The organism is Paenibacillus violae, assembly GCF_032461945.1.
In the GTDB taxonomy this organism is placed as follows: domain Bacteria; phylum Bacillota; class Bacilli; order Paenibacillales; family NBRC-103111; genus Paenibacillus_E; species Paenibacillus_E violae.
Genome location: NZ_JAWCUD010000005.1, coordinates 174,462 through 195,808, shown reverse-complemented (window position 1 = coordinate 195,808; position 21,347 = coordinate 174,462). Strand labels below are relative to the sequence as shown.

Below are 21,347 nucleotides of genomic sequence, written 5' to 3'. Positions count from 1 at the left end.
TAACTTGCGTCTTCTTTACTTTTTAAAAATCGTCTTCAAACCTTCATGTACCAGCTCGATAGACTCGATTGCTACACTTCCGCTGGTGGCGTTCAAATCCGGTCCGTTCCATTTCACGGGAAAGGCCCCAAAGAAATTCCAACGGCACATCTCCGTTCCCGCCTGATTATGCAGGATAATGGAGCCGTTTTTTCGTTTGATTTTGCCTTGAGTAACGCTATCGTACCAATCCCACAGTTCACTGGAATTGGTGATGCCTCTTTTGAGCACAATGTTCGGATACTTCGTATGTTCGATCATGTAGTGGGGGTGCGAATTGACGCCACCTTCCCATAACGGCTTTACCTCCGTCTCCGACTTCATGCCGGTCACTTCAGAGAAACCTCCAACGATCAGCCCGTCAAGCTCTACTACAAATCGAAATGCGCTGCCAACATTATGCGGTTTGGATATTTTCACTTGTTACTCACCTCTTACCGAACACATCAAACGGATTGTCAGGCTGCTTTTTACCCTCGTCATTCAAATTGCGGTTGATGCGGGAAATTTCCTCACACCACGTTCGGCGCTCCTTGTGTTCCATTGACATGATTTCATCATGCGTCCAATGAAAATAGTAAGCAATAAAGCCCGCTTCCTCATAGATCTTGTCAATGGGATATCCGGTTATGCCCCCGCCATCTCGTCCAAAAAAGACACGTCCACATCGAACTCATGCTCACATTTCGGACAACTCGTGTGCACTCTCGGCACTTCCATTTCATTAATTTGACGATAAAAATTTTGCAAAAATGCGAGATCAGCCGTAAAAAATTTCTCAACGACTCTTGTATCAATAGCACGCAGATCGCCAAGGTTCGTAATGACACGCGTTAACAAGATAATAGTCAGATAACCGGGGTTTTGCTGAACGCGTTGATCACGCATAGGCAGGATTTCATCTGCAGCTGTCGCTAAGCGCATAACGCCTCTTTTGTGCAGGTTACCATTCTCATCGACATATCCTCTAGGCAGTTCGAATTCGTATTCTGTTTTGAAAGCCATGATGGTTTCCTCCTTATGCTTTAAGCTGAAAAAAAGAAGAGATAGGAACCGGAGACTGCTGCTCCGGCGCCTACTCTAACAATCGTTACTTCGTACGTGTCATACCTTCATGAGCAAGCTCTAAGCTCTCAATGGCAACTTCATTGCCTGTACCTTTGAAGCTTGGTGCTGAGTACTTAGACGGCCATGCTTCAATAACCTGCCAAGTGGCTACGTCGCCGCCTTCTTCGTTGATCGCGATGATCGTAACCGTTTTGCGGGAAACTTTCCCTTGAATGGACTCGGACATCCAGTTGTACATATCCATGGAGTCAGTAACTCCCCACTTCAGTGAGATGTTACCGTATTTTGCAAGCCCCGGAAGCTTCCGAGGTGTAATCGTTTCATTGCCTTCACGGTATTCAATTACCGAAAGGGAAGCGTCAAATCCGGAGATTTCACTGAATCCAGCTTGCTGAATTCCTTCTACTTCAATTCTAAATCTAAAATTGCGGTATGGATCCCTACGTTCGCCAGCCATGTTATACCCCTTTCCTAATGTAAGAAATATCTAACGTTTCAACTATTCTTCTCTTGTTTTCTGAGTAATACGGAAGATCACGAACTCGGCAGGTTTCACCGGTGCTACCCCGATCACACAAATGAGTCGGCCATTGTCAATGTCATCCTGTGTCATTGTGCTGCGGCCAATGTTAATGTAGAACGCCTCGGACGGACTTCCGCCCATTAAAGCGCCGTCTCTCCAAACACGCGTTAAGAACGCATCGATGGTACGTTGTACGCGAGCCCAAAGCTGTTCATCATTCGGTTCGAAAACGACCCAGTTCGTGCCATTCTTGATGGACTCTTCAATAAAGATGAACAAACGTCTAACGTTAACATATTTCCACAATCCGTTAGAGGACGTTGTACGAGCACCCCATACGCGAATTCCTTGTCCGGCAAAAGCACGAATCAAGTTAACGCCTTGCGGGTTCAAAATATCTTGCTCGCCTTTGTTATATTGGCAGTCCAGACCAACGGCACCGCGAACGACTTCGTTAGCAGGCGCTTTTTGTACGCCACGCGTTTGGTCGGAACGGGAGTAAATACCGATAACAGACCCTGATGGCGGGATGGAAATATTTCTTTTATCTAATGGATCGAACACTTGAAGCCATGGATTGTACATCGCTGCGTAAGAACTATCAAAAATGTTGCGGTGCGTCATAACGTCGGCAACTTTGGTTTTCTCGCGCGGAATGTCAAGAACAGCGAAACGGCTGCCTAGGTTTTCACAGTGAGCAACCAGAGAAAGCTGAACGGTAGGCTCCGTTACACCAGGAATAGCCATGATGCTGACAACATCGTTGTCGATAAAAGACTGGATTCCTGTACGTTTACCAGGTCCACGGTCTACACCCATGAAGATATCAGGCGTTACTTGCGCGATGGAACCGTTGCTTCCGCCTGACAGGGCGATTTGGAATTTCCCAACGGATTCATCCTCGCCGGAAAGCACCTCGAAAGGAGCGACAGCGCCAAGATCTTTACCCTCCGTCAAATCCTTCACCGTAATGATGTTGGAACGGGAAACGATTTTCTCAATATGATTAGCTGCTGAGATGTTCAAGGATACTTTCTCGTAAGTCTCAGCTTCATCGCCGTAGAATACATGCAAAGTAAATTCGCAAGTCGTCAAAACTTTAGCAGGAAGCAGACCAGCGTCTACAACATCGCCTTCCAGTTCTACAGCAAGCTCAATGATGTTATCTTGGGATGCGATGACTTTACTGTATTGCTTTTTGCCAGCCGCTTCGAAAGCAACAACGTCGCCTACGTTAAAGCCAGCGTTATTTTTCACACGGTATTGCGTTTCGCTGAGCACTTCGTAGATTTGTGTTTTGGCTTTGCTCGATGGCACAACAACGATACGAACTTGGTTGCCCCATGTTCCAGGGTTTTTGGAAGCAATTTGGAGAACAGCGGATTCTTTGTTGCTTTCCGCTTTGTTCGTTGCTACTTTGGCATCGGTTGGCGCTACACGCATAACGTAACAGCGGGAACCTCCGTTTAAGTAGAAATGCTCAACAGCGTAAGAAAGGAAGCGATACTCACCGAATTCGTTCTCGGACAAGTAGCTGCCGAATAAACGATGAAAATCAGCTACGCTCGTTACCAATTGAGGGACACCTTCAATTTCCCCTCTTTGCGCAAGCCCTATAAACCCGGCCGTACTTGTGCTTGCACCTTCAAGCGGTTGTGCACCGCTGTCAAACTCTTCCACATAGACTCCAGGTGATAAATAGTCAGCCATTGTTCCCCAGTTCCGTCAATATGGCATTCATATCAATTGCGCAGCCATAGACGTGAAACCAGTTCTCTCCTTTCTGCTTGTCATTTTTGTATAGAAGATGGACGTGTCCATTCTACTAATTAGGGTTAGGTCAGACGAATAACGCCAAGATTGGCGGTCGTTCCTTCCGTTACAAGAACTTCCTTCGTCAAATGCTTGTTAGAACCATATGTAATGACCAATGCTGTCTGAAAAGCCGAAACTCGATTGCCACGAAAAGCAATCACAGCCTCTCCGCGTTCTGTAACTCGTGTTTCTTGGACAGGCAGCAAAAGGGAGCCTCTAGCAAACGCTTTAGTCAGCTTTTTCTTCAACCGAAAGCGTTTCTGATGCTCGACAACTTCCGCAATCTGGATGATCTCCTCTGCGGCTTTAGCACCTCGTCCTCGAAGTATGTATGTATCACCTGCAGAAATAACACCTGTAAATGCCCCTAGTGTTATCTCTTCCGCTCCCTTATCCAGTTGTTCTGCCATAACGCGAGCCCTTGCGCACTCTTCGGTTAGAATCGTGGCCTGCAAACTGGCATTACGCTCTGGAGCTCCATCCGCATCCTGAAGCATGGCACGGATGAGTCCAGCCCCTTGGGAAAACGGATAGGAAGGCAGCGGTTTTAACTGAACAACCTCTATTAAATTGTCGGTTCCTATAGTAATTAGAGTCTGTTCTTGAAAATAGTGCTCGCTGCTTACCACAAGACGGTATTCACCGGGCGGTAAATCATTAAATATATAGGAACCATTCGATTTACTAATTGCTTTCGAACGGGTGCCTTCTAGAAATACGGTGGTCGTGTTGTTGCCAAGAGGAGTTTGTGAGGTCATGCCATCGATTACGCAGACTACTAAGGATACACGGGTTTTCAATCGTGATACGCGAATATGTTCCACAACCATTGCCCCCTAGCCTTGTATGCGAAAATCGGTTTCCGAAACTCTTTTGGTGGTCTTGATGCGGGTTGAATCAATATTGACAGGTCCCACTGTATAGCTGACAGAAAGCCTGTACGGGGTGTCTGCAAAGTTCCACATATTCAGGATGCTTTCGCCTTTGTGCGGCTCCATCACGATGCGAACTTCTTCGTCTTTCTCAGCAAGCGTTCCTACGGTCATTGAACCTCTAAGAATAGAATGATCATAGAGCACTTGCATGGCTCGTCCCAAAATCCGATGCTCATCGAGCGCTCTGGATTGAAGTTCAGCCGGTGAATGCACCGTCAGCAAGTAGCTGAGATCCACCACCATAGGAGGATATTGAATCTGTGTCGTCCCACGGGCAATCATGTGGGTCTGCCGGTTATCCCCGCTCTCGCGAACGTTGTACAAATAAAGAGATAAGTAGAAATCCCCTTTATCGACAGGCGAAGCAAGCCCGATCATTTCCGGTTGCGGAATGGGATCCGGTGTCATGTTTTCTCTAAGCAGCTTTACTAAAGATGCGCTTACATCGGCAATGACTGAATAATCACCAATAGGAATCACTTCCTGCCTCAAAATACCTATGAAATGTGTTGAAATGGTAGGGAATATGTCACATCGTGTACCTTTTTCTATTATAATTGCAAATCGCTAGACTGACTATAGAAAGTTATATTAATTTCTAATAATCTTCCCATTCCTGTTTGGCCAAAATTTTACCCGACTTCTGAAGCTCATGGCGAATGGATTTAATAATATGCTGCATCCGAATCGGTTCGCCCGCTTCTGCGGCAAGAAAGGCGGACGAGAGGACGACATTCTTAATGTTTCCTCCGGCAATTTCATACCGTTGCGCTAAATATCGGAAATCGACATCATCGCTAAGAGGCGCCGCCGGTGGGAACATGGATTGCCAAATTTTCTCGCGATACTCGCTATCGGGAAATGGAAATTTAATCACGTAGTTGATCCGGCGCAGGAACGCTTCATCAATATTATTTAATAGATTCGTAGCGAGGACCGTGATGCCTTGATACTCTTCCATCTTCTGCAACAGGTAGGCCGTTTCAATGTTGGCATATTTATCATGCGAATCTTTCACTTCCGACCGTTTGCCGAAGAGGGCATCGGTTTCATCGAAGAACAGCACGGCATTGCTAAGCTGCGCCTCTTCAAAAATCTCATGCAGATTTTTCTCCGTCTCGCCGATATATTTGCTAATCACTTGCGACAGATCGACTTTGTAAAGCTCAAGCTGCAAGTCGCCGGCCACCACTTGCGCAGACATCGTTTTCCCTGTGCCCGGCGGCCCGGCGAACAGCATGCTGAGCCCCTTGCCGTAGGCCAGCTTCTTCTCGAATCCCCAGTCGTTGTACACGACGCCACGGTATTTGACTTGATTGCACGCATTGCGAAGCTGATCCTTCTGCTCAGGGGCGAGAATGATATCCGCCCACTGATAGCGAGGCTCAATGCGTGTCGCCTTGCGCTCCAGCTTGTGCTGCACCTGCTGGTAGCACGCTTTATAGAGCGCATCGGTGCGCAGCGCCGCCGGGTTGGCTTCCGCCTGGGGCTCACGCTGCCAGGCGGAGTATCCACGCGCAAGCGTCAGCGCGCGATGAATTTGCCCCGGGGTGAAGCGGAATTTTCCGCTCATCACCCGGGCATCCAGCCCCGCGCTCACTCCGAGCTCGCGCGCGAATACCGTCCAAAGGCGCTCGCGCCCGCCTTCGTCCGGCACTTGCAGTTCATGCTCAAGGAGCAGTCTCTCCTTGGGCTTCCAGTTTAGCCGGCTGTATTTGCCAGCTAACAAAAAGATCATGCCGCCGTAGCCGTCGAGCAGCTCGTGAAACCGCCCGAGCCGCTGCTGCGCCGCAAGATCCGGCTCTTCGGGGTAAAGCTCTTCCAGCCGTGTGAAGCACAGCACGGCTTGGTGCAGGATCGCCTCGCGCACGATGGCGCTCACCTGCTCCTCAAAGCTTGCGGCGTGCAGCAGCACATCCGCAAGACTAGCGATCAGCAGCGGCTTGTTGAAATGGCTGCTGAAGTGCTTGACCTGCAGCTTCTTGCCTGCGCCCGCATTCCCCCAGAGGTGGAATGCGAGCCTTTTGCGCTCAGCTGCCGGCAGTTGCTGCTCCTCGCGAATGAAGCCCTGCAGTCGCTGCTGAAAATCCTCTTGAACGAGCAAGGGGGCCAGCTCGTCGTCCGGATACACCATCTCGACCGCCGGTTTTAGCTTCGGGTCGACCTCCCCGGAATCGAGCAGGAAGGCTATAATTCGTTTGTCCAGCAGCAGCGGCTTAGAGAGCAGCGACTGGCCTCTGATTTCCTGCTCCTCGCGCTGCAGCATGTACCGCGCCAACTTTCCTTCAGGAGCCATGAAAGTTGTTCGCGCAGCCCGCATGTCCTCCGGACTGCTGCATGCAACTTGCAGCGCCAAAGAGATATTAGGCGTCTTACTGGTCAGATCGTCCTGCAAGAAACCGAAGATACGTTCATATTTACGGTCTAATTCCACCGCAAGCCCTAACATGACGAAGCGCTCCTCCATTGCGGAAAGCCCGAACACGGAGGCTGCATACGACAATGGCAGAAATACGCCTGTATTCCGGCTTTCTTCAAGCCTTCCGGCTATGTAAGCTTCCATCTCATGAATGTCCTCCAAGAGAACCTGTTCCTCCTCCAGGAGGTCCTCGTCTGTCTCCTGTTCGCCAATCAGACGAATGAATTCATCTTCGGACACAAACATCCCGCGAAACGAATCCGTCTGCGGATCGGGGGTAAGCTTCTGCCGACGTTTATAGAGAAGCTCCAGCTTTTTATCCAGCAAAACGAGCTCGTCTTTATAATGTTCCCATGCGTGTATATAACCTTGAGCTGCCATAGCCCTCCTGGTGTTTCTATTAATAATTTTCATCGCTTGCCTAATCGGGTGGTTATTCTTTACAATGGTCTCACAAGGCACAAAAAATATTTCCACTATTTGCTAGCACGAAAGGAAAGTGGCCTTTTTCTGATGGAACAACTTCCGGAAAACGATCATATTTGGAACCGAAAACTCATCCATCTTCTATGGTGGATCTTGCTCATCTATGAAGTAGCAGCTATGATCGGTTTTCTCTTTGATATCTATGGACAGCCTACCCAATGGCTTCATAGCTTCCTGCAATTTCAAGTCATTCCGACTGGCTTGCAGCTTGCCCTCATGGGCGCCGGTTATCTGGCCATTCATTTGCTCAAAAGATACAGTGATTTTATCATGATTATATGGACCATGACCATGGTTTGTATCTATATTATGTGTATCCCTGAGCTGATGAGCTCTTACGAATTAATTAGCATTCCGATTATTTTATCCTCTGTTTATTTTCAAAAGAAGTATATTATTTTCGCTTATAGTTTAGGTCTTGCAAGTTTAACCGCCTTAGTACTTAGTCAGGTGTACAAAGGTTATCTCATTACGCCTTCTGAACTTATCGTTACACTCACCGTTCTATCCGCTACAGCACTTGTCTGCTTCGCCATTATGAGGAAAGGCCGTACGCTGCATGCACAGCTTGGAGCTTCCACTCTGCGTGAGCAGGATCTGCTCATTCGCAACGTCATGATTGACCGGCTTTCCAAGGTAGATGCACTAACGGAGTTGTTCAACCATCGCTCCTTTCAAGAGCATACGGACCATCTCATTTCGCATATGCCCTATGATACGCCGTTGGAGCTTGCCCTGATGGATATCGATAATTTCAAAAAAATCAATGACACTTACGGACACTGGGTCGGGGACGTTGTACTCAAAACGATTGGCGGGTTGCTCAAAGATATGCTGGGGCCAGACGATATGTCGTTCAGGTACGGTGGCGAGGAATTTGCCGTGCTGTTTGTAGGCAAGACCCACGAGGAAGTACTTGCAGTATGCGAATCCTTCATGCAGATCATCCGTGAAACCGAAATCCCGGAGATGCCAGGGCGGCCGTTGACGATGAGCATAGGACTCGCGCCTTATAACCGCAACACAATGAAGAAAGCCTGGTTTCAACAGGTGGATGAGTGTTTATATATCGCTAAGAGAAATGGAAAAAATTGCATTCATACCTATTTATCCGATCCATACACGGGGTAACTGAGGGCGTAAAGCTCTCAGTTTTTTTATATTCGCATACATGATTTTGGTGAAATAGGAAAATAATAACCAAAATCAAATGAGGTGAATAATGATGTGTCATTCCGTATCTATTCTTGCTGACGTCAATGATGTCATGAAACAATTTCGTATCGACCGCCTGCTGTCCTATACCGCTAATCGGTATGAGGTCGTGCCGACGGAGTCGGTTTCCGCTGTCATGATCAATCGAAAGGGCGAGCGTCTTCTGGATGAATTCCGTTGGGGGCTTATGCCATTTTGGGCCAAAGATGCTGTTTGCGGGGAGCGTGATTCAATCTTTACGAACACAGCCTTCGAGCGCATTATCAAAAAACAGCGTTGCATCCTTCCCTGCAGCGGGTTCTATATCCGTGTAACGGAGGGCAAAGAGACCCAATGGGTGAAATTCAAAATGCGCAGCGGCACTTTCGGCATCGCGGGCTTATACGATGTATGGCGGGCGCCGAGCGGCGAGGAGGAGCTTCGCACCTGCATGATGCTGATGACAGAAGCGAACCCGTTGGTCTCCCCTTACCATGGCAGCATGCCTGCCATTCTTGATCAAGAGCAGGCCGATAAATGGTTGGATCCCGACATGAAGGACAGTCGTTTGCTCCGCTCTTTCCTTCGCCCCGTTGATGATCTGCTTATGGTGGCGAATGTGTTGTCTTCTCCGGCAGAGAAGCTGGAGACGGGCTCGGACATCAGCGTATTGGCCTAAAAGAAAAAGCGATACAAGAATGATTCTTGTATCGCTTTTTTGTGTGTTATGGCTGCTGGAGCTGTGTGGCATAGTGGGGGGAACTAAGGGACGCTATTTCAGCGAAACTTGCTGCTTTTAGAGCTGGAGGGGAACTACAGGGCTTTATTTGCCCGCAAAAGCTTGAATTTGGCCTAAAATCTGCAAAATAACGGACCGTAGTTCCCATTGCCATGCCAAATGAGCGCTTTTGGGAAAATAGAGGACTGTAGTTCCTCTAACTCTAGGTGGCGGTGGCCCACTTATTTCCTAGAAACTGGCGGCAGCTCGCCACCCTCCCCAATCAAACGCACGCCTTCGGCACATACGCCATAAGGCTCCCAACGGCATGTGGCGCACAGGTGGCCAATGTCCTCCGGCATCACATAACCCGCTACTTTTGAGCAAATCTCCGACCAACTTAGCTCCATCTCCACTTGCAAGCCAAGCTTGGCTACGATTTCTGCATCGCGATCATAGACCGTTCTGTTCTCGCAATGCGGCACCTCATCCGTCGGATAGGCTGCGCATAGATCATCGGGACCAAGGACGACACGAATGATCGTCTCCGGCTGTTCTCGCAGAGTTTCGTATACATGCGTCATATTTTCACAGAAATCCTTGGAATATCCCATTCCCCGGTACCCTAACAAACAAAGCAGATGATGCCCCCGGAGACCGATCGGCTTCGTCATACTTGGACCTTGGGGATGCGGTACAAACCGTACCCGTCCATTTTTACAATAGGCTCTTTATCTTCAACGAGACCAACGGTCGTAGAATGCAGCGCAACATCGATCAACCAGCGCGTGAAATCCGCTACCGGCATCGATTCCATCTCCTGAAGGCTGTAAAAGCCTGCCGCATCCACCTCTACCCCATCAGGCACAGGCTCTCCGCTGACATAATCCAATTCAAAAGCTATGTACACATTATGAATGTTTCTAGGCAAATCCCGCACAGCGACCAGTCGAGTGACCTTGGCTGTAATGCCGCACTCCTCCATCACTTCCCGCTCAATGGTATCTTGGATCAGCTCATGCTGCTCAATATAGCCGCCGGGATTCGTCCATCTCCCCTTGCCGGGCTCTTGCGCTCTGCGTACAAGCAATATTTTCTCATCCTTGGTAACGAGTGCACCTACACCAATACTGTAGTTGCCCCAGTGTACAAAGCTGCACGCCGTACAAGCTCTTCTAATCGTACCATCCACATCGCGCGTCTCCATTGGAGCTCCACATGTCATACAAAACTTTGCTTCCATTCGTCTCATCTCCAAATTCATGTAGTCATCTGTATGTAAGCTTACTGCTTCCGATGAGGGATAGGCAAATCCGATCCCGTTCGTTCTGCGTTCATTGTAACCGCTTTAGGAGATACTATCTGCGCTAGTCTTGTGATATCTCCCAATTGGGCTAATTCAGCAGTGTCAAAAGGCAGAAAAAGAGCCCCAACTGGACAATGTCATTAAGCTGCTCTTAAAGACATTTCCCAAATGGAGGCCCTTGCTGCAATCTACACCAAAAACATAGCGACAACTGTCGTTACAGCCAGGCCGATCAGCACAGGCAGGAGGTTCCGTCGCGCCAGCTCGAACGGACTAACCCCACAGATGGCCGCTGCCGGAATAAGCGCCCACGGAATCAACGTACCTCCGCCGACCCAGATGGCGGCAACTTGCCCGAGCGCGGTCAGCACCGCCGCACCGGAACCGATGGCGGTTGCGAAGAGCTGCGCAATCGAGCCCGCGAGGGAGATGCCGGAGAAGCCGGAACCGTCGAGGCCGGTAATCGCGCCCACGACAGTGAGCGTCACGGCGCCGACCGCGCCGTTCAACGGAACGACACCTGCGAGCGCGACGCCGAGGTCGTTCACAATGCCGTGCGAGCCTGCCGGCAGTATTTTACCGAACAGCTCCGTGAAAGCAGCGTCGCCGAGATAAAAGAACGCGGCGATTGGAATCACGGGACCGAAGACTTTGAACCCGAAGACGAAGCCTTCGATGAGGTAGGAAGTCGTTTGCTCCAGTCCTTTGCTGCGATGAGCCAGCAGCGTAACGCCGATGAGAATGAACACGGCGGTTCCACCGACAAGCGCGGTCGCGTCCCCACCTTGCAGATTAAGGACGAACATCGCAATCACATCTAAAGCGAAGAGTACAGGGATGATAACCGCGAGTGTTTTTCTCATTTTTGAAGACATACTGGACTTGGCATCTTGCTCGGAGGAGAGCAGCGAATCCTTGTCCCCGTTACCGCTCGTCACAAGACCGTCGCGCCATGTCCCATTTTTGATATCCCGCCGCATCATCCAGAACGCGGTTACCGTTGTCACAAGCCCCATGACAATAACAAGCGGCACACTTGCCTCCATCACCGCGGTTACCGGCAACCCGGCGGCATCCGCTGTTAATTTGGGCGCCCCTTGAATAATGTAGTCCCCTGACAGCGCGATCCCGTGTCCGAACAAGTTCATCGCCATAGCTGCACCTAATGCAGGTAAACCCACACGTACCGCCACAGGCAGCAATACCGCCCCTATGAGTGCAACACCGGGAGACGGCCAGAAGAACCAGGAAGTTACCATCATGATAATCCCGATGCCCCAGAAAGCAAGCGCCGGCGTCCTTAGAAAATGAGTTAATGGAGCAACCATCGTTTCATTGATGCCCGTGCGAATCAGCACACGGCTCATCGCTACGATGATCGAGATAATCATAATCGTTCCCATCAACTCTTTGGTTGCATAAATAAAGCTGTTGAACACCCCGGATACTGAACCGCTTAGGGTTTCCGTTGCCAGCAAGCCCAGCGCAAAAATCCCAACCACACAAATCATCGTGGTGTCTCTGCGTTTAATTAAAAACGTAAGAATAAAACCAATAAATACTAGATATACCCAATGAATCGGTAGTAATTGAATGTCCATCGGGATCACGCATCCTCTCTGCCTATGCAGCATTTGGGAGTCCATTTCGTCAATGACAAGGAATAGACTCTTTGGTGCTACATTCTATGCCGGGCGAAGAGTAGGCGTTCGTGGAGAACGGGAGATTGTTGGCGCGTTGTGGTACAATTGAAGAACTATTTTATACATGCAAGGAGAATGCTGAGTATGGCCGGTAACCAACGATTAGTGACGGATTCCGATTTTCAGGAAGCTGTGGAAAAAGGCGTTTTTGTCCGTGTTTTCAAAGACGATCATATTGTCGATTCGAATGCGATCGTCCTTCGTTTCAGCGAAACAACCGTGGTTTTGCAATCGCGTGTTGCTGATTTAGCTTACTATGATCGGAATGAGTGCGAGTTTTTTGAGATGAAAAAAAGGTGATGAACAGCGCAGATTAACGATAGGAAGTCCATCTATTTCACTCTACGGGATAGGCTGACAGATGAACAAATCGAAAGCCCGCCTTCTGCATAACAGGTATCGCCTTCATGACACCTTCAGCCGTGTCTTTCTCCGGATGGTTCATATGCGCCAAAATGATGGAACCGCTCCGGGCCTTAGTAAGCGCATGGTAGACCTGCTCCGTGTTAAATGTAGCTCCAGCGTCGCCAAGTACGTTATAGCCCGCCAACTGAAAACCCAGGTCGTGGGCAATGTCAACGGCGATATCGTCGTAGAAGGCCGTGCCTGAGCGGAAAAATAGCGGCCGCCTACCCGTCCGCTTCTCGATTTCATCGGCGTTCTCCGTTACTTCGCGAATCACATTGCTTACATCTTTGGTTCCTGCGATGCCATATGCGGCTCTGCCATTCACAGAGAGCGGCCGATGCTCGGTCCCATGGTTTTCGATTTCAAACAGCGGGTTCGCCGCCAGCTTGGCAAAAATGTCCGGATTCGCGGCAAGCCATCTCGCATTAACAAACAAGGTCGCCGGAATTTGCTCCTTGATCAAATAATCGATTAACTTCTCATCGTAACCGCTGCCTTCTTTGCCGCCGCAAGCGTCAAAGGTCAGGGCGATCACCTTATCCTGCGTCACCAGATGTGTCCGCACGCCGGGGATGTTCTCGCCCCATTTTGCCGGAACTGCCTTATGATAGCGTTCCACTAAGGTCTGGGCAAGCGAAGGCAACTTTGCAGGTAAGAGTGGTGCGTCAGTTGGCGCTGATATGTCTGTCGGTATTACTTTCGAAGTGGGCACCGGAGTGACGGCGCCTTGCACAACCGGCGCTGCAGATACAACAGAATCCGGCCTTCCCGACACAGCCGGTTCGTCCGCAAGCTTCATCGGCCCTCTCTCCACCCCACAACCTGTAAGCGCTATCAACGCACCCGAAAGAAAAAGGAAGCACACCAAGCGCTTCCTCATTTGTGTTTTCTCCAATCCAGCTTGCTCTTCTCGAGCAAGTGGCCGAAATCATTCTCCAGCCGTTTCTCCTCCGCCTTGCGCGCAGCCTCTGCTTCAGCTCTGGCAGCCTCTTTGCGAGCCTGCTCCTCAGCTTTCATCGCATCAGCCTGAGCCTTCAGCCCCGCTACGATATCAGGGCGCAGCAAATCTTTGAGTGTCGCAGGTTTATCTTGCGCGCTAGGTTCAGCGGTAGTGTTTGACCATTTCTTTTTTGCCATAAAAGGTTCACCTCTGTTCCATTTCTACATCCGGTTTACCCCTTTATTGTACACCTCTACTCATGCAAATGATAGGGCACCGTCGCAACGACGATATCTTTATCGGCTTGCAGCTTCGAGCGAATACGTGCGGCAGACTGGTTGTGGAGCAGGCGGTGCCACCATTTTTTCGGCATGAACTGGGGCAGGATCACCATGATCGATTGCTTTTCCGAAACATGGGTATCGACTCTTTCAATAAACTCAGCCAGCGGCTTCAAAATGGTCCGATAACGGGATTTGAACACGACAAGCCGAACGCCCGGATCCCACTTATCCCACTTCTCCTGCATCGCTTCTTCATCCTCATCCGAAAACGAGACGTAGAAAGCAATGACATTGGGAGATAAAGATTTGGCATAGTTCAAAGACTGCGCTACAACGCGGTGAATGCCCGCAACAGGTACAATGATTACAGGTTCCTTCACGCATACGCGTTCTTGTGTGATATCAATGCGCAGTTGTTTGGCTACATCATCATAGTGATTGCTGATTTTGGTTATTCCCCAAAGCAATAGCGGCGTCACAATAATAACAATCCAAGCGCCTTCACTAAATTTGGTAATACAGAAAATAATAAGAACGGCAAGGGAGACGATTCCCCCTAACCCATTAATAACGAACTTGCCGATCCAGCCAGCCGGACGTTCTCTGAACCACTTGCGGACCAAACCGCTTTGGGCAAGGGTAAAAGATAAAAAGACGCCAATCGCATAAAGTGGAATAAGTGCATCGGTTTTTCCTTTGAAAATGACGAGCAAGATACTTGCCAAAACACCTAACGTTACGATCCCGTAGTGAAACGACAACCGATCTCCCCGATACGAGAACATGCGCGGAAAGTTTTTATCCTGAGCCATAATGGATGCCAAAATAGGAAATCCGTTGAAGCTCGTATTCGCAGCCAATACTAGAATCAGCATGGTGCCAATCTGTGTGGCATAATACATGACGCCACGGCCAAACGCTTGCTCCGTAACCATCGACAAGACCGAAGTATGTCCATGCGGGTCAGGTGCAATTCCATAACCCAAGCTCAGCAAGGTGACGCCCCCGAAGACAATCGCCAATAGTGTACCAAGCGAAGCCAGGGTTCTCTTGGCATTCTTGACAGATGGCGTACGGAAATGCGGCACCGCATCGGATATCGCCTCAATCCCTGTCACGGCCGAGCAGCCGGATGAAAAGGCTTTTAGAATAACAAACAAAGTCAATGAGCTCGTCATCGAGCTGGGAACAACTTGGAATTCATGCATATTCATGGATCCTGTCAGCATATCGAAGATCCCTTTGCCGATCAGCAGTAAAATACACAGGATAAAAAAGTACGTTGGAATCGCGAACACCGTTCCGGATTCAGAAGTGCCCCGCAAATTCAGCCAAACCATCAACCAGACAAGCACTAAGGCTATGGGGACAATATAAGGCACTGTAACCGGGAATGCCGACGTTATCGCCTGCACGCCTGCTGAAATCGAAACCGCAACGGTTAACGTGTAATCAATCAGCAGTGAAACTCCGGTGAGCCTTCCCGACATCATGCCCAAATTTTCCTTGGCCACCATGTAAGCTCCGCCGCCCATTGGATAGGCCTCAATCACTTGGCGATAACTTAAAACAAGAAGCATGATTAAAGCAATAATCGAGATTGCAATCGGCAATGAGAAAGCAAAAGCAGCAACCCCAACAGTTGCAAGCTCTAGCAAAATTTGCTCCGTGCCATAGGCTACCGAAGACAGGGCATCTGAAGACAGGATGGGCAGAGCCTTCCATACCTGCATTTTCTCAGATTCCAGCTCCGCTGATTTCAGCGGTTTGCCGAATACAATCTTTTTCAATGAGTCACTTGTCATGCTGTGAAATTCCTCCAAATAACCTAGTTTTCAGCTTGATTTCCTTTTTTAGGCGCAAAAAAACACAAGGATAGACCTTGTGCTTAGCCACATGTTCTCCTTTCTCACGACCGCTTACGAGGTTAGCTGACGGGTTCGGGCTGCGAGAAATCTGCCCTAAAGGTAGCTGCCGCATGCGACAAGACACACCTTACTCACCCCGTTGAAACCTATGGTTCCCCCGCTTTTCTAATTAGAAAATTAAGCGAAATATTCAACTGTTAACGTACGAGTTGATACTACTCTCTTATTGGCTCATAGTAAAGGAGAGAATAATCTTAAAAAAGATTATTCCCTCCCCGCATTCATTTGATAATCCGCTTACAATGATGTAATCCTTTCAGTATCTCTGTTTTACTAGCTTATTGTCTGATTCATTAGATTTTCGGGTATTTCAGCAAAATTAATTTCTCACATGACGCTTCCTTGTGGCTTGTTTTTGCTTAAAAATCATCTTTTTGAAGATGAGTGGGATACCGCCAATGAGAAATAAATAGCGGGCATCGATTATCTTTTTGAGGAATGCGGCCAGCCTGCCTTTCACTTTTTTGACCTTCAGGATACCAATTGCTTCTCCGCGACCAAGCGAGGCGACCGTGCCTTTGTAATCGTAGGCAAAAGGTCGTAATGGCTTTCCACTCAGTGAATAGTATAAATTTTTTGCCGTATTACAACCTTGTTGGACGGCGATTTGGGCATTGGCGGGGTATGGCGTGCCTTCCGGGCTCATGACAATCGAGCAATCACCCGTAATAAAAACATCGGGAAACTGCAAGGAACGCAAGTAGTCATCCACTTTGACCCTGCCGCGTTGGACGTGGAAGCCCGCATCTTGCAGCAAGGAATTCCCACGAACACCTCCCGACCAAATGACCGTGCCGGCAGGTATGAATTGGCCGTCTCCCAACAGCACGCCGCCGGGCTCGCATGCCTTGATGGCGGTAGATAATTTATATTGAACCCCTTTGCGGCGCATCACGTCCATGCCGTATTCCACGAGGTCATTCGGCAATCCTGGCGGCAAAGCAGTAGGCGATGCTTCGATATTGATGATCTGAACAAGGGAAGGATCGACGTCAAACATGTGGCAAAGATCAGGAATTCGGTCAGCCAGCTCCCCAACAAACTCCGTGCCTGTAAAACCAGCGCCTCCAACAACGATTGTCAAATATTCCTTATGCTTGGAATCCAATTTATATTTAGCGAACATATACTGTGTATGCTGACGAATGAAGCGAACACTGTTAATGCTGTTAATTGTCATCGCATACTCGCGCAATCCCGGAATGCCGAAGGTTTCCGTCTCACTCCCAAGCCCCACGACCAAGTAGTCGTAGGTGAGGACTTCGTCCGTCAGAACCACCTTTTTTTCCTCAGGTACGATCTGCTGAACCGTTGCTTTGATAAAATGAATTTTCCGCTCATCGATCAGATCCTTAATTGCTACACGCGCATTCTCATGATGATCAGTGCCGGCTGCCGGCATATGCAGATGTGTCGTCATGTAGTGATAGTCGTGTTTGTTCACCAGCGTGACCGCCACTTCATCTGCTTTGATCAGCTTCTGCAGCCTTATTGCCGTTACAAGCCCACCGTACCCAGCTCCCAGAATAACCACCTTCGGTCTACTCATCTGAATCCTCTCCTCCGATTACATCATCTTTTTTCTCTACCATCGTTGGTGAAAAAGATCGACCAAACCATCCAGGGTTGTCATGTGAAAAAAATCACATACTCGTTCAGGGCGTACACATGGTTTGGCTCATCATTAGTATATGTGCCTCTTTCCTAAAAATCACTGGAACATTGCCTAGCTTGGTCAAAAAAGGCTGTGTGGTATGGGGGGCGGGTGCAGCGGCATAAGTGCGCGGGGCGAGGGGATGCGGGACGTAGGGCGAGAGCGCGTGGCGGGCACGTGGCGGACCAAGACATTGAACGGCGTGGCGAGCGCATGGCGGGGCTAAGGAGTTGGACCGCGGGCTGGCGATGCCTCGCCTCTTCTCATTGGATAAATTCCAATGAGAACTCCTTTTTGAGGCCGGATTTCCGCGTTCCGTTGGATGAAATCCAACGAAGCACGCCGCAACAGCCCACAGGATGCCAATTTCCCCCTACCTATTGGATTTCATCCAACCAAACCAGCATTTTAGCAAGGAAATTCGCACTTTCATTGGATTTTCTCCAACGGGAATCCACCCGTTCACTGCTCACCCTCAGCCTCCAACCTGGTTTTATCCTCTAACCGGCGCAAGCGAAAGCTGTTCATGCCCGCCACGCCCAACTCTTCCAGCAGGCCAAAATTCGCCCATGCGCCTACGACAGCTCCAATGCCAGGGACAAGCTGCAGCATTTTACGGAAATCAATAGTGTCCCGATATTCCTGCTGCAGCTGCTGCCAATCCACTTGATCCATATAGGCATCAGACGGCGGAAAGCCGCTTGCGACCTCGTGCCAATTCTTGATCGTGTCTAATAGAGCAGGTTTTTTCGCTGGACTAGAGAACGCAATTTGAAACACATACAGGATAAACAAACGCTCTCTATAGTCCTTCGTGGAGTAGCCATAAGCGTGCGCAAGCTCGAACAGAAATTTCAACTTGATCCCGATCAAAATCGGGAAGTCTGCCAGGCCGAGCAGAATCCCTCCCGCTCCCGTACCTGCTCCCTCGGCAGCCGCAATCTTTTTATAAAGCGACAGCAGTTCCTCTGCTTTCGCATCACTTTCAGCTAGAGAAGCGCCTACAAGCGGGTCATTCTGAGGGATATAGTTCATCCCGAACAATGTCGTCTGAAACATCCCTCTGACGGTGGCCGTGATCGTTTTGTGCACCTTTTCCGGGATGAGCTTATTGATGTTTGTGGAGACGGATTTCGAGGCTTTTTCAAGCAAATTTGGGGTCTTCTGTTGACGTATTTCCCAGAGCTTCACTTTACGCAGCATTTGCTGCTCATAGATGGTGTAATCAGAAAATTTCATGCTTGTCACCGCCGTCCGAGTTTCTTAGTCAAAGTATAGTATACGGGGCTTGCATCCTCAAGATTCCCCCTCGATCTACAGCCGCCAAGCACAAAAAGAGCAGCTCCTCCAGAATGAGCTGCTCTCTCCCTATTAGTAACGCATAACGATCAGCACGCCAAAAACAACTACGCTCCAAATAACGATCAACGTGTCCTTGGGCTGCCAGCTCAGTGTGCTTTTTTTCAGCAGCTGCTGCTTGCCATCGATTTTTTTCATTTCCATCGCTACGGTCATTTGCTCAGCTTTGTGAAACATGGCGAGGAGCAGCGGTACAACCAGCGCCGGGATATCTCGCATGCGTACCATGCCGGGTCTGATCGCTGCTTTGCCTCTGGCCCTCACTATCGCCGAAAATCGCTGCCACTCCCGCAAAATAAGCGGGATGAACCGAAACAAGAGCGAGACTGCCAAAGCAAATGACTCCACCGGCAGCTTCATTTTGCGAAAAAAAGACAGCGCCCAATTCAGTCCCTGCACAAGCTGACCATACGGCGTAGACACGGCCAGCCAGTAGCCGGCCATCAGGATCAGGAACAAGCGCGTGAGGACGAAGCCCGCGCTCCACGCGCGCTCTGACGCGAAGCCAAGCGGGAATGGCCCGTCGGCCGTCCTCCACTCCAAGCCGGCCAGCACAATGGAGAGGAACATGAAGATCACGAACGGGACGGCGATCTTCCAACTGCCGCGAATCGCGGCGCGCGGAAGCCCGAGGGACGAGAGGCCCAAGAGCAGCGCAGAAGCCGCGAGGCCGCTCCACACCTGCAGCTGCATCGTTCCGATGACAAGCAGCAGGTAGAGCAGCCACTTCGCGCGCGGATCCCGCGCTAGCCACGCGGCCTGCGGCGGCGCCGCTGGCGCAACGCGCGCGGGCTTCGGCGCTGCCGCTTGCGGCGCCGGCCCCGGGCTTGCGCTGCTGCGCTCGCGCAGCGCCTGCAAGATCGCCGGCGCAGCCAGCTCCGGCGCGAGCAAATCCGGCGCGATGGCGATGCCGCGTCGCGCAAGGGCTTGAGCGGCCTCCACGCAGCTCGGGAGGCCGACACCCGCGCGCGTGAGCAGCTCCGGCGCGCGGCACAGCTCTGCCGGCGACCCGTCGAAGACGAGCTCGCCGCGGTCTAACACGAGGACACGGTCTGCCAACGGCAGGAACGTGTCCAGGTCGTGCGTGGCGATGACGTAGCCGCCACGCTTCCTTTCGCGAATCATGCGCAGCAATTCGCGAACGGCCGCCGCCTCGAGGCCGGCGGTTGGCTCATCCATGAGGAGCCAATCCGGCGCCGTGGCGAAGGTTGTCGCCAGCGCGAGCCGGCGCTGCTCGCCGCCGCTTAGGCCAAACGGCGAGCGCTCCAGGGCGAAGACGCCGCGGGGGTCGAGGTCGGCGCAAGCGGCGCGGATGCGGTGCTCGCGCTCGTCCGCCGCAAGCCGGTAAGGGCGCAGCGAGTAGGCGAATTCCCCGCGAATGCTGCTGGCGAACAGCTGCTGCTCCGGGAATTGAAAAATCAAACCCAGCCGCAAAAGATGCACTTGGTCTACCTTTCTTTTATGCCACAAAGGCTGGTCATCAAGTGTAATAATGCCTGAAGCTGGCTCCAAAATACCTGCCATGACCTGAAGGAGCGTCGATTTTCCCGAGCCTGAATGTCCGATTAATACTGTAACGGAGCCGTCTGCAAGCTCAAAACGGATATCTTTCAACAGCTGCTGACCGGGATCGTCCGGGGCGTTGATTTGAATATTTTGCAGGGCTATAGACATGAATTTGCCACCGCCTCTGCCAGCTCATCCATATCCAAGGGAAGCAGGCGAAGCTCACAGCCGTACTTTAGCAAACCGAAAGCTGTCTTCACCACATAGGGCGAGTCGAGACCTAACTCGGTACATGGCGACCTCTCTAACGACTTATCTTCACTCTCTCCATAAAAGAAAGCCCGGGGTCCCCCATCAAACGTGATCCGTCCGTCACCAAACCCGATGACACGCGTCGCATCCGCCACTTCTTCCAGCCGATGCGTAATCCATACAATGGTCGTGCCTAGCAGATGGGCTTCGCGCACAGCCTGTCGGACTCCTTGTCTTGCCGCTGGATCCAGCATCGCCGTTGGTTCGTCCAGTACCAAGATTTCAGGCTGAACCGCAAGGGCAGCCGCCAAATTAACCAACTGCTTTTGCCCCCCGGATAAAGTGGAAAGCGCTCGTTCGAGCGGGAGCGACAAACCCACAGCTGACAAGCTTTGGAGATACCATGCTTTGCGTTCTTCTATTGTTAAATCCTGTTTACCAGGCAGATAATCGAATTCCTCTTGAATCGTTTCTCCTACGAACTGAGCATCCGGCAATTGAAGCACGCCTCTAATTTGCCCAGACTCATTGCGGATCAATTCACCGCTTGAGAGGGGACTTAAGCCCAGTAAACTGCTCGCTAAGGTGCTTTTGCCGCTGCCATTCGGCCCGATGACGACCATCCATTCACCCTTATAAATATCTAAAGAGACGTCCGACCATACCCGCCTCCCTTCTTCCGATTGTGTTCGATAGACGACGGAGGCATTCCGCAAAGAAGCCACAATTTCTCGATTTGCCATATATAAAATGTCCTTCCACTTTCATAAAAGATATGCTATGATCTGAATGATTTATTGTTAACCATTG

21 protein-coding genes and 1 riboswitch are annotated in these 21,347 nt (G+C 50.3%); of the genes, 3 read left to right on the top strand and 18 right to left on the bottom strand.

The features are described from left to right. Nucleotides 1–15: 15 nt before the first annotated feature. The 8 genes from RQP52_RS16835 to RQP52_RS16800 form a co-directional block, all read right to left on the bottom strand. Nucleotides 16–459: a phage tail protein gene (locus RQP52_RS16835; protein WP_127458505.1), complete on the bottom strand. Its 444-nt coding sequence runs from the start codon at nucleotides 457–459 to the stop codon at nucleotides 16–18. Between the two features lie 7 nt (nucleotides 460–466). Next, nucleotides 467–646: a DUF6760 family protein gene (locus tag RQP52_RS16830; RefSeq protein ID WP_315953119.1), complete on the bottom strand. Its 180-nt coding sequence runs from the start codon at nucleotides 644–646 to the stop codon at nucleotides 467–469. Nucleotides 647–666: 20 nt separating this feature from the next. Then, nucleotides 667–1,044 carry a phage tail assembly protein gene (locus RQP52_RS16825; protein WP_127458507.1) on the bottom strand — a complete coding sequence of 126 codons (378 nt, stop codon included), beginning with the start codon at nucleotides 1,042–1,044 and terminating at the stop codon, nucleotides 667–669. Nucleotides 1,045–1,129: 85 nt separating this feature from the next. Next, entirely contained in the window at nucleotides 1,130–1,564 is a 435-nt protein-coding gene (locus RQP52_RS16820) for a phage tail protein (protein ID WP_127458508.1), read from the bottom strand. Between the two features lie 42 nt (nucleotides 1,565–1,606). Then, complete coding sequence (locus RQP52_RS16815) at nucleotides 1,607–3,340, bottom strand: phage tail sheath family protein (protein ID WP_315952955.1); 1,734 nt, start codon at nucleotides 3,338–3,340, stop codon at nucleotides 1,607–1,609. Between the two features lie 125 nt (nucleotides 3,341–3,465). Further along, complete coding sequence (locus tag RQP52_RS16810) at nucleotides 3,466–4,269, bottom strand: peptidase associated/transthyretin-like domain-containing protein (protein WP_315952954.1); 804 nt, start codon at nucleotides 4,267–4,269, stop codon at nucleotides 3,466–3,468. Between the two features lie 12 nt (nucleotides 4,270–4,281). Continuing rightward, entirely contained in the window at nucleotides 4,282–4,860 is a 579-nt protein-coding gene (locus RQP52_RS16805) for a DUF4255 domain-containing protein (RefSeq protein ID WP_246069387.1), read from the bottom strand. 118 nt (nucleotides 4,861–4,978) lie between these two features. After that, complete coding sequence (locus tag RQP52_RS16800; RefSeq protein WP_315952953.1) at nucleotides 4,979–7,276, bottom strand: ATP-binding protein; 2,298 nt, start codon at nucleotides 7,274–7,276, stop codon at nucleotides 4,979–4,981. A 36-nt stretch (nucleotides 7,277–7,312) separates the two neighbouring features. Here RQP52_RS16800 and RQP52_RS16795 point away from each other — a divergent pair, with 36 nt between their 5' ends. Both RQP52_RS16795 and RQP52_RS16790 read left to right on the top strand, forming a co-directional pair. Then, nucleotides 7,313–8,416 (top strand): GGDEF domain-containing protein, encoded by a 1,104-nt coding sequence (locus tag RQP52_RS16795; RefSeq protein WP_315952952.1) that lies wholly within the window; start codon nucleotides 7,313–7,315, stop codon nucleotides 8,414–8,416. Nucleotides 8,417–8,510: 94 nt separating this feature from the next. After that, entirely contained in the window at nucleotides 8,511–9,158 is a 648-nt protein-coding gene (locus RQP52_RS16790; RefSeq protein WP_315952951.1) for an SOS response-associated peptidase, read from the top strand. Between the two features lie 281 nt (nucleotides 9,159–9,439). Here RQP52_RS16790 and RQP52_RS16785 read toward each other — a convergent pair whose 3' ends face one another. The 3 genes from RQP52_RS16785 to RQP52_RS16775 all read right to left on the bottom strand — a co-directional run bounded on the left by RQP52_RS16785 (nucleotide 9,440) and on the right by RQP52_RS16775 (nucleotide 12,104). Next, entirely contained in the window at nucleotides 9,440–9,871 is a 432-nt protein-coding gene (locus RQP52_RS16785; protein ID WP_315952950.1) for a DUF1284 domain-containing protein, read from the bottom strand. After that, nucleotides 9,868–10,440, bottom strand: coding sequence for an NUDIX hydrolase (locus RQP52_RS16780; RefSeq protein WP_315952949.1), 573 nt, complete (start codon nucleotides 10,438–10,440; stop codon nucleotides 9,868–9,870). The genes RQP52_RS16785 and RQP52_RS16780 overlap by 4 nt, the downstream gene beginning before the upstream one ends. Before the next feature lie 251 nt (nucleotides 10,441–10,691). Further along, nucleotides 10,692–12,104 carry a hypothetical protein gene (locus RQP52_RS16775; protein ID WP_315952948.1) on the bottom strand — a complete coding sequence of 471 codons (1,413 nt, stop codon included), beginning with the start codon at nucleotides 12,102–12,104 and terminating at the stop codon, nucleotides 10,692–10,694. Between the two features lie 186 nt (nucleotides 12,105–12,290). Here RQP52_RS16775 and RQP52_RS16770 point away from each other — a divergent pair, with 186 nt between their 5' ends. Next, nucleotides 12,291–12,506 carry a hypothetical protein gene (locus tag RQP52_RS16770; protein ID WP_157324031.1) on the top strand — a complete coding sequence of 72 codons (216 nt, stop codon included), beginning with the start codon at nucleotides 12,291–12,293 and terminating at the stop codon, nucleotides 12,504–12,506. Between the two features lie 37 nt (nucleotides 12,507–12,543). On the opposite strand, the gene RQP52_RS16765 is transcribed toward RQP52_RS16770, so the two are convergent. The 7 genes from RQP52_RS16765 to RQP52_RS16735 form a co-directional block, all read right to left on the bottom strand. Then, nucleotides 12,544–13,494: a polysaccharide deacetylase family protein gene (locus RQP52_RS16765; RefSeq protein WP_315952947.1), complete on the bottom strand. Its 951-nt coding sequence runs from the start codon at nucleotides 13,492–13,494 to the stop codon at nucleotides 12,544–12,546. Next, complete coding sequence (locus RQP52_RS16760; RefSeq protein WP_315952946.1) at nucleotides 13,491–13,751, bottom strand: YqkE family protein; 261 nt, start codon at nucleotides 13,749–13,751, stop codon at nucleotides 13,491–13,493. The genes RQP52_RS16765 and RQP52_RS16760 overlap by 4 nt, the downstream gene beginning before the upstream one ends. A 56-nt stretch (nucleotides 13,752–13,807) precedes the next feature. Beyond that, entirely contained in the window at nucleotides 13,808–15,643 is a 1,836-nt protein-coding gene (locus RQP52_RS16755; RefSeq protein WP_315952945.1) for an APC family permease, read from the bottom strand. A gap of 96 nt (nucleotides 15,644–15,739) precedes the next feature. Further along, nucleotides 15,740–15,900, bottom strand: a riboswitch (cyclic di-AMP (ydaO/yuaA leader). 185 nt (nucleotides 15,901–16,085) lie between these two features. After that, nucleotides 16,086–17,315 (bottom strand): NAD(P)/FAD-dependent oxidoreductase, encoded by a 1,230-nt coding sequence (locus RQP52_RS16750; RefSeq protein WP_315952944.1) that lies wholly within the window; start codon nucleotides 17,313–17,315, stop codon nucleotides 16,086–16,088. A 567-nt stretch (nucleotides 17,316–17,882) separates the two neighbouring features. Then, on the bottom strand, nucleotides 17,883–18,659 hold the full coding sequence (locus RQP52_RS16745; protein WP_315952943.1) for an EcsC family protein: 777 nt from the start codon (nucleotides 18,657–18,659) through the stop codon (nucleotides 17,883–17,885). A gap of 132 nt (nucleotides 18,660–18,791) precedes the next feature. Then, nucleotides 18,792–20,453, bottom strand: coding sequence for an ATP-binding cassette domain-containing protein (locus RQP52_RS16740; protein ID WP_315952942.1), 1,662 nt, complete (start codon nucleotides 20,451–20,453; stop codon nucleotides 18,792–18,794). Next, entirely contained in the window at nucleotides 20,444–21,280 is an 837-nt protein-coding gene (locus RQP52_RS16735) for an ATP-binding cassette domain-containing protein (RefSeq protein WP_315952941.1), read from the bottom strand. Before RQP52_RS16735 ends, RQP52_RS16740 begins: the two co-directional genes overlap by 10 nt. Nucleotides 21,281–21,347 lie beyond the last annotated feature (67 nt).

Coding starts and splice junctions, on each gene's coding strand:
- RQP52_RS16815 (WP_315952955.1), bottom strand. CDS start 3,340: ATGGCTGACTATTTATCACCTGGAGTCTATGTGGAAGAGTTTGACAGC.
- RQP52_RS16740 (WP_315952942.1), bottom strand. CDS start 20,453: ATGTCTATAGCCCTGCAAAATATTCAAATCAACGCCCCGGACGATCCC.
- RQP52_RS16820 (WP_127458508.1), bottom strand. CDS start 1,564: ATGGCTGGCGAACGTAGGGATCCATACCGCAATTTTAGATTTAGAATT.
- RQP52_RS16765 (WP_315952947.1), bottom strand. CDS start 13,494: ATGAGGAAGCGCTTGGTGTGCTTCCTTTTTCTTTCGGGTGCGTTGATA.
- RQP52_RS16795 (WP_315952952.1), top strand. CDS start 7,313: ATGGAACAACTTCCGGAAAACGATCATATTTGGAACCGAAAACTCATC.
- RQP52_RS16785 (WP_315952950.1), bottom strand. CDS start 9,871: ATGACGAAGCCGATCGGTCTCCGGGGGCATCATCTGCTTTGTTTGTTA.
- RQP52_RS16775 (WP_315952948.1), bottom strand. CDS start 12,104: ATGGACATTCAATTACTACCGATTCATTGGGTATATCTAGTATTTATT.
- RQP52_RS16750 (WP_315952944.1), bottom strand. CDS start 17,315: ATGAGTAGACCGAAGGTGGTTATTCTGGGAGCTGGGTACGGTGGGCTT.
- RQP52_RS16825 (WP_127458507.1), bottom strand. CDS start 1,044: ATGGCTTTCAAAACAGAATACGAATTCGAACTGCCTAGAGGATATGTC.
- RQP52_RS16755 (WP_315952945.1), bottom strand. CDS start 15,643: ATGACAAGTGACTCATTGAAAAAGATTGTATTCGGCAAACCGCTGAAA.
- RQP52_RS16760 (WP_315952946.1), bottom strand. CDS start 13,751: ATGGCAAAAAAGAAATGGTCAAACACTACCGCTGAACCTAGCGCGCAA.
- RQP52_RS16735 (WP_315952941.1), bottom strand. CDS start 21,280: ATGGCAAATCGAGAAATTGTGGCTTCTTTGCGGAATGCCTCCGTCGTC.
- RQP52_RS16790 (WP_315952951.1), top strand. CDS start 8,511: ATGTGTCATTCCGTATCTATTCTTGCTGACGTCAATGATGTCATGAAA.
- RQP52_RS16780 (WP_315952949.1), bottom strand. CDS start 10,440: ATGGAAGCAAAGTTTTGTATGACATGTGGAGCTCCAATGGAGACGCGC.
- RQP52_RS16770 (WP_157324031.1), top strand. CDS start 12,291: ATGGCCGGTAACCAACGATTAGTGACGGATTCCGATTTTCAGGAAGCT.
- RQP52_RS16745 (WP_315952943.1), bottom strand. CDS start 18,659: ATGAAATTTTCTGATTACACCATCTATGAGCAGCAAATGCTGCGTAAA.